The following is a 7,932-nucleotide window of genomic DNA, read 5'->3' on the forward strand; positions in this document are numbered from 1 at the left end:
CGCTCGCGACGGCACGCGGACTCTACCCCGACGTCGCCAACCTCGACTTCACGCGGATGACGATCCCCGACGACTGGCCGGCCGGCCGCTTCGACTGCGTCGTCCTCGCCGAGACCGGCTACTACCTTTCCCGGGAACAGCTGCGCCGCACAATGAAAAGGATCGAGTCCAGCACGACGGCGGACTTCACCCTCGTCCTCTGCCACTGGCGCGGCGAGATCACCGACTGGCCGCTCGACGCTGAGAGCGTCCACGAGATGTGCCTCGCGTACTGGCCCGACGCCGCCCTCGTCCACCACCCGGCCGCGGAGTACCGACTCGACGTCCTGACGATCGCGGCGAAGGAACGCGCCTGATGACGGTGCCTGAGCACGTCGTCGTCATCGTTCCCGCGCACAACGAGGCAGCGGAGATCGAAGGCTGTCTGCGCTCGATCCTCGCCGCGGCCGACGCCGGTGCAAGCCCTGGCCTGTCCGTGCGCATCATCGCCGTCGCCGATGACTGCACGGACGCGACCCTGAGCATCATCGACCGCGTCGCCGCCGACCGGCCTGAGGTCATCCCCCTCGTCGTGCCCTACGGCAACGTCGGCCGGGCCCGCAATGCCGCCGGACAGCTCGCCCTCGAGTGGGCGGCCGAGGGATCCGGGGACCCGGGCGCTGCCGATCTGTGGCTCGCTTTCACCGATGCCGACAGCCGGGTGCCGACCAACTGGCTGGTCTCCCATCTCGCGCATGCCCGCCGCGGCGCCGACTGCGTCGTCGGCACCGTCGCACCCCGCTCCGAGCCGGGCAATGCCGACCTCGTCTCCGCGTGGTACTCACTCCACCGGCTCGCCGACGACCACGACCACGTCTTCGGGGCGAACCTCGGCATCCGCGGCTCCGTCTTCGCCGCGGTCGGGGGCTGCCCTCCCGACAGCGTGGGGGAGGATGAGGCCCTCGTCGCCGCCGTCACCTCGGCGGGCAGGGTCGTCCACCGGACCGATGACTGTCGGGTGATCACCTCGGCGAGACTCCAGGGCCGCTGCCACGGCGGGTTCGCCGCCTACCTGCGCGACCTCGTGCGCGACGGTCACTCCGAACGTCACCTGACGGTCACCTCGGCGAGGGAGGAATAGGCGCTGCCATGGGTTATGCTGGCACGACGCATGACCGATCCTGCCCACTCGCGGGGATGGTCGTGCGCCGCGTCGGCCACGCCCCGCACCCGGGACGGGACGCCGCGCGCAGCCGTCACCATCCACCCTCCCGGCGACCGCACCGCAGCTCCGACGATGTGGAGCGCGCTTCGATGACCACGACGACGGCCACCTCGGTGGCCCGCTCACCCGATCGCGAGGAAGAACGATGACGACACCGACCGACGACTCCGCTGCCGGCACGAAGGAACGGACCCCGGCCTCCGCCATCACCGACGATGAGATCTTCGCCGGACACCACGGCGGCAAACTCGACGTCGAGCTCTCCCGCCCGCTCCAGACCCAGCGCGACCTCTCGATCGCCTACACCCCCGGCGTCGCCAAGGTCTGCACCGCGATCGCCGAGGAGCCGGAGCGGGCGAAGGAGCTGACGTGGACCGGCCGCCTCGTCGCCGTCATCTCCGACGGCTCGGCAGTGCTCGGCCTCGGCGACATCGGGGCGACCTCCTCGCTGCCGGTGATGGAGGGCAAGTGCGCGCTGTTCAAGCGCTTCGCCGGCCTCAACGCGATCCCCATCGTCATCGACACGAACGACGTCGACGAGATCGTCCAGACGATCGAGCGGATCTCACCGACCTTCGGGGCGATCAACCTCGAGGACATCTCCGCGCCCCGCTGCTTCGAGATCGAAGACCGGGTCAAGGCCGCCCTCGACATCCCCGTCATGCACGATGACCAGCACGGCACCGCCATCGTCGTCCTCGCGGCGCTGATGAACGCGGCCAAGGTCGTCGGCAAGGACATCGAGCAGCTCAAGGTCGTCATCTCCGGCTCCGGCGCGGCAGGTGTCGCGGTGACGAAGATCCTCCACGAGGCGGGTGTCTCCGACATCGTCGTCCTCGACTCGAATGGCGTCGTCGAATCCGGACGCGAGGACCTCACCCCGACGAAGCAGGCGATCGCTGAGAACTCGAATCCGCGCGGTGTGAGCGGGGGAATGGAGGCATCGCTCGACGGTGCCGATGTGTTCATCGGCCTGTCCTCGGGCACGGTCGATCCGCGGCTGCTCGCGGGAATGGCCGATGACGCGATCATCTTCGCGCTCTCGAACCCCAACCCCGAGGTGGCCCCCGACGTCGCCGCCCAGTACGCGACCGTCGTCGCCACCGGCCGCAGCGACTTCCCGAACCAGATCAACAACGTCCTCGCGTTCCCCGGTGTCTTCCGCGGTGCGCTCGACGCCGACGCCACCTACATCACCGAGGAGATGAAGCTCGCGGCCGCGAGCGCGATCGCCGCCCTCGTCGGCGACGACCTCGCCCCGGACTATGTGGTCCCCGGCGCGATGGACGAACGTGTGGCCCCCGCGGTGGCCGCAGCGGTGGAGGCTGTGGCGCGGGGGTGAGGGGCATGGTGCGCGGGTGACGACTCAGTGCTGACCGCGATGTGAGATCTGTTCAACACATCGGCTCGCGTGTCCTCACGTCGGTGAGGACACGCGGGCCGATCGCTCTTCAGGGTGGGGAATCGGCGAGTTCAGTCGTCGGTGATGGTGAGTGTCACGTCGATATTGTTCCGCGTCGCATTCGAGTACGGGCACACCTGGTGGGCCTTCTCGGCGATCGACTGAGCCTCGGCCGGGTCGAGGTGGGGGAGGGTGATCTCGAGTTCGACGGCGAGCTGGAATCCGCCGTCGCCGTTGTCGCCGATGCTCACCTTCGCGCCCACTGCGGAGTCGTCGACGTTCGCGCCTTCCCGGCGGGCGACGACCCGCATTGCCGAATGGAAGCACGCGGCGTAGCCGACGGCGAAGAGCTGTTCGGGGTTCGTGCCCGCGCTCGAACCGCCCATCTCGGTGGGAACCGCGAGGTCGACGTCGAGCTTGCCATCGCTCGTGCGCCCGTGCCCGTCGCGTCCTTCGCCCGTGGCGAGTGCTTCTGCTGTGTAGATGGCCTTCATCAAGTGTCCTTTCAACGCTGGTTCGACGCCGTGCTCGACAGGGGTCTGCACCGGCAGACCGCCCGACGAAGACGGTGATGGGAGCCTATTCCGTTGTCAAGACGTGACCTATGCCATTACCGCTCGATGCAGATTCCGGACAGCGACATCACAGGGAATCTTGCAAAAGTTATCGTTTCGTTACCGAAATCATCCTTCTGCATAGTAAATTATTGAACTATCGGCCTGACCTAAGCGTGAGCTTCACACAGTCCGAGTTTCTGCAGTGAATCTGCTCAGCCCTCCCATGGCTTCTCTGTCCCCGCTTGCAACACGATTTAGGAACGATATGGCGTCGAACAAGCCCATATTCCCCGTGGCATCTCGCCGTCTCCGAACCATGGCCGCTCCCGCTCGGGTGATCCTTGCCATGCTCGCGGTCCTCATCGCGCTCGCGGTCATGGGTGGAGTGGTCACCGCGCCGACTGCTGCGCACGCAGCAAACACCGGTTCGAGCCTGGGGTCAGGACCGTCGAGCAGCGCGCCGAAGACCGAGGACTCAGAGCCTAAGGACAGCGGCATGTCCTCCGAGCCGGGCCTCGGTGAGCAGGAGCCGACACCGTCGAAGTCGGAATCCGTGGATACCGACCCTGGATCTGACGGTACAGAGCCGACGCAAATGCCCAGAGTGGATGCTCAAGCCGTGATCGCCTGCGCGCCGGGTAACGTGTACTCGGTCAATAGAGGCGGAGAACTGAGCCATATTGCGTCAAACGGCAACGTGACCCGTGTCGGTGGACCTTCATCGGGCACGACATTCACTCAACTCAACGGGGTGGGTATCAGCTCCGGGGGAACTGGTATATACGCTTTCGACCGGACGAGCAACACCGTCGCAGCGTTCCAGAAGTTTGATCTGACGAACGATGTTTGGCGACCATTTGGGCAGAGTTTCAACGCGGCAAGTTCCCCCGGAAACTTCGCCGGCTCTCTTGTGGCGGGCGCCGTCGACCTGAAAACTGGCAACTACTTCTTCGGAGGGTACGAGCAGAATGCTCAGGTCTTCAAGCTCTGGCGGTTGAACACCACCAATGGAGCCGTCACGTATCTGGGGGCTGTATCGACTCCGGGCGCCGGAACAGGAGCCAACGGCGACATTGCTTTCGACAGCTCCGGAAATCTCTACATTCTGCGGAACGAGAACCGTAATGCGACCACCGTGGAAACCAAGATCTTCAGCGTGAAGGACGACGCCCTCGCGGCTGCCAACGGGACGTCTCTTGCTGCCTCGGCGAGTGCGTCACTAAGTACTGTCGCGGGGGTCAACGGGGTTGCGTTCGATGCGAATGGTAAGGCGTATGTCGGGGCCGGAAACAACGTCACGACATATGACACTCCGGCATGGACTGCGGCTGGAACACTGACCACCCAGTTGCCGGGCACAACTGATCTCGCTTCGTGCTCTTCGCCAGCGTCGATTACGCTCGAGAAGGATGTCAAGAACCGCGTCAACTCAGGGGATCAGTTCAACCTTCGTCTCGACCAGGGCACGACCAACCTCGGGACGGCGACGACCACTGGCAGTGCGCGAGGCGTCCAGTCGGAGAGGGTCGGACCGCTTCCGGCTGCACGCAATTCGACGATCAGGTTCTCAGAGACCGGTTCGGGTTCAGCAGATTTGAGTCGATATTCGTCTACCTACCAGTGTTTTTCCGACGGTCGGGAGATCAGTGGAGCGTCCGGAACGGGGACGTCAGGAACGATCACGATTCCGGCAACCGGCAACGAGATCGTCTGTCGCATCTCGAATACGCCTCTGACTGCCAACGTCACGATCAACAAGAAGACCCAGAATGCATCGGGCGGTAACGAGCAGAACGCTCAAGGGTGGACCGTGGGCTCTCGCGCAATTGCGACCACGGGAAGTGTGACTCAGGCACCGACGGGCACCACGCAGACGACTGATGCAAGCGGCAACGCAAGGTGGACTCTGACATTCGGTTCGGCCGCGTCGCGTGCGAACATTGCGATCTCGGAGACGCAACAAGGCAATTATCGTTTCGTCAGTGGTACGTGTCGCATCACGCGACTTGACGGAAGTACGCAGACGACGACTCTCACGAATGAGAACGCGCAGAATCTCGGTTCCATTGTTCAGCCCGGCGATGACGTCCAATGCAATTACGTCAACCGAATCAAGGACGCCACCGTCAAGGTCGACAAGTCCTGGAACATCAACGGCCAGACCTATGCCAACGGCAGTCAGCCCGAGGGGATCAGTGCGAAGCTGCTCCTCGACCCCGCGGGTCAGCCAGCCAGTGACCCTGCCTTCGGGCAGACGCGTACTGGCTTCGGTTTCGGTGACTCCGTGAAGATCGGCGAAACCACGACGATCGATGCGGCGAGGTTCCCCGGCTGCGCTCTCAAGTCGAAGACAATTAGCGGTACGGGCATCACCGGCACGGTGCCGCTGACGGACAACTTCAGCACGACGCTGGCGGCAGCGGCGAACTCCTACACGGTAACGAACACCGTCGAATGTCAGACACTGACGATCGTCAAGGATGTGAAGAACGACAACGGCGGCACTCTCACTTCTGCCGATTGGAACCAGAACCTCTTCGCGAGCCCGGGCAGCGGCAGTCGCCTGACCTACAACTCGGGAGAACGGAAGTTCGTTCCCACTGGTTCGTACACCATTTCGGAGACCACCCTGGCCGGCTACGACCAGGAGTCCATCCGCTGCACCGGGGGCACCTACAATGACGCCACGAAGACCGTGGCGATCGCAGCCGGTCAGAACGCGACGTGCACCGTGACGAACAACGACTCCGGTGGAACCGTTGCGTGGGAGAAGGTCAACGGCAGCGGAGATTTCCTCGACGGCTCCGAATGGACCCTGCGCGGTCCCGGCGGCTCCGAAGTCGCGATTCAGGACTGTGTCGCGAACTCGGTCGATCAGTGCACCGGACGCGACCGCAACCCGGCTGCAGGCAAGTTCCGCATCGAGGAACTCGCTTGGGGCGACTACACCCTCGTTGAGACGCGTTCCCCTGCCGGCTACGTCCTCGACGAGACCGAACAGACGTTCTCCATTACTCGCGAACGACTCGACCACCAGTTCGGTGAGCCGTTCGTCAACGAGCAAGCCGAATCTCCGACGCTGCCCCTCACAGGTGGCACCGGAACCCTCGGCTACATCATCGGCGGGGCGGTTCTCGTCCTGAGCTGCGCAGCGGGCGCGTACTGGCTCCAACGCCGACGGTCACAGGGAAGGAGCTGACTCTTCATCCCAGCACCTTCACGGTGCATGGCTGAGGCGCCCCTCAGCCCCCATGCACCACCAAACAACAACCACGCGATCTGCGAACACACCGAAAGGAACAACCACTCATGAAGGCGTCTCTGTTCAAGCGCGTACGGTGGATCCCCGCCATTGCCGCAGCTGCTGCGCTGAGCCTCGTCGGCATCTCCGCTCCGGCTCAGGCTCAGGGTGCGGGAAACATCAACCCGAACACCCCCTCTTCCCTGACGATCCACAAGTACGACGGTGATCAGGGACCCCGCGGTGACGGCACCGAGCTCGGTGATACGTCGAATCTGGGCAACCCGCTCTCCGGCGTTGAGTTCACCATCACTCCCATCACCGAGCGCAACGGTCAGCCGATCGACCTCGACACCGATGCCGGTTGGAACCTCATCGACGGCGCCACAGTCGACCAGGTCAACGGCGGCAACGGCTACGTCAAAGGAACTCCGCAGCAGGTTGTCACCGGTGCTGACGGCACCGTGACAACCGGCCTGCCTCACGGTCTCTACCTTGTGGAAGAGACCGATCCGGGCGACAACAACATCGTTTCCCCGGCTCAGCCGTTCCTCGTCACCCTGCCCTTGCCGCAGACTGGCGGCAAGTGGCTCTACGACGTTCACGTCTACCCGAAGAACAAGATCAACGAGACGACTCCGACCAAGGAAGTCGAGCGCCCGAACGCTCTTGTGATCGGCAGCCAGGTGACGTGGACGATCACGGCCCCCGTTCCGCCGAAGGCCGCTGACGACACGTACCGGACGTTCACGATCACGGATAGGCTCGACCCGCGTCTGACTTGCGAGAGCGTCACACTCGAGGGCTTCGACCCCGCGGATTACACAGTCACGTGTAACGGTCAGACAGCGAACATCTCGATGAACGCATCGGGTCTGGCGAAGCTCAACGCTGGCGACAACGTCGTCATGAAGGTCGTCACCACCGTCGATTCCCTCGGCGATAACGGAGTCATCGAGAACGAGGCCGTTGTCAACACCAATGGTTCCTCGGTCACGACGAACAAGCCCTCGACGAACTGGGGTCCGCTCGAGATCCTCAAGTATGCGGATAATGATGAGTCGGCGACCCTGGCTGGTGCGGTCTTCGAGATCTACGAAGAGCGCGATGGCACGACCCCCGTCGGAACCATCACCACCGGCGACAACGGTCGTGCGTCGATCACCCTGTGGGTCGGCAGCAACGATGTCCAGTCCAAGGAATACTGGATAAAGGAGACCAAGGCGCCTGCCGGCTACACCCTGCCTCAGGATCCGTGGACCTCGGTCAATGTTGAAGCCAACGGTGAAGCCACTCCGACTCTAGTGAAGATCTCGAACAAGCAGAAGGACCGTGGCGAACTGCCGTTCACGGGTGCCAATGGTCAGCTCATGCTCACCATCCTCGGCATCGCTCTACTGATGCTCGCGATCGGTGCGGGAATCGTCCGCTACACCCGCCGGGCTCGCCAGAGCTGAGTGCGACGTCGCCTCTGACCGGCGGAGATGATCCGCCGCGTCAGCGGTGACACCCCGAGGCCGGGTGACGT

5 protein-coding genes and 1 pseudogene are annotated in these 7,932 nt (G+C 64.0%); 5 read left to right on the forward strand and 1 reads right to left on the reverse strand.

The annotated features are described in order from the left end of the window. The 3 genes and pseudogenes from ABD154_RS07940 to ABD154_RS07950 all read left to right on the forward strand — a co-directional run. Positions 1-356: pseudogene (locus ABD154_RS07940) on the forward strand (LmbE family protein); the annotation flags it as partial. After that, a complete protein-coding gene (locus tag ABD154_RS07945) occupies positions 356-1,120 on the forward strand; it encodes a glycosyltransferase family 2 protein (RefSeq protein ID WP_232623824.1) in 765 nt (254 codons plus the stop codon). The pseudogene ABD154_RS07940 and the gene ABD154_RS07945, both read left to right, overlap by 1 nt. 229 nt (positions 1,121-1,349) lie before the next feature. Further along, positions 1,350-2,546 (forward strand): NAD(P)-dependent malic enzyme, encoded by a 1,197-nt coding sequence (locus ABD154_RS07950; RefSeq protein WP_198500448.1) that lies wholly within the window; start codon positions 1,350-1,352, stop codon positions 2,544-2,546. 131 nt (positions 2,547-2,677) lie between these two features. On the opposite strand, the gene ABD154_RS07955 is transcribed toward ABD154_RS07950, so the two are convergent. Then, entirely contained in the window at positions 2,678-3,100 is a 423-nt protein-coding gene (locus ABD154_RS07955) for an organic hydroperoxide resistance protein (RefSeq protein ID WP_198500449.1), read from the reverse strand. Between the two features lie 379 nt (positions 3,101-3,479). Here ABD154_RS07955 and ABD154_RS07960 point away from each other — a divergent pair, with 379 nt between their 5' ends. Then, positions 3,480-6,362 (forward strand): SpaA isopeptide-forming pilin-related protein, encoded by a 2,883-nt coding sequence (locus tag ABD154_RS07960; RefSeq protein WP_232623825.1) that lies wholly within the window; start codon positions 3,480-3,482, stop codon positions 6,360-6,362. A 110-nt stretch (positions 6,363-6,472) separates the two neighbouring features. Then, on the forward strand, positions 6,473-7,861 hold the full coding sequence (locus ABD154_RS07965; protein WP_198500451.1) for a SpaH/EbpB family LPXTG-anchored major pilin: 1,389 nt from the start codon (positions 6,473-6,475) through the stop codon (positions 7,859-7,861). Positions 7,862-7,932: the final 71 nt, after the last annotated feature.

It is taken from the genome of Brevibacterium sanguinis (genome assembly GCF_039528855.1).
GTDB classification, from domain to species: Bacteria; Actinomycetota; Actinomycetes; order Actinomycetales; family Brevibacteriaceae; genus Brevibacterium; species Brevibacterium sanguinis.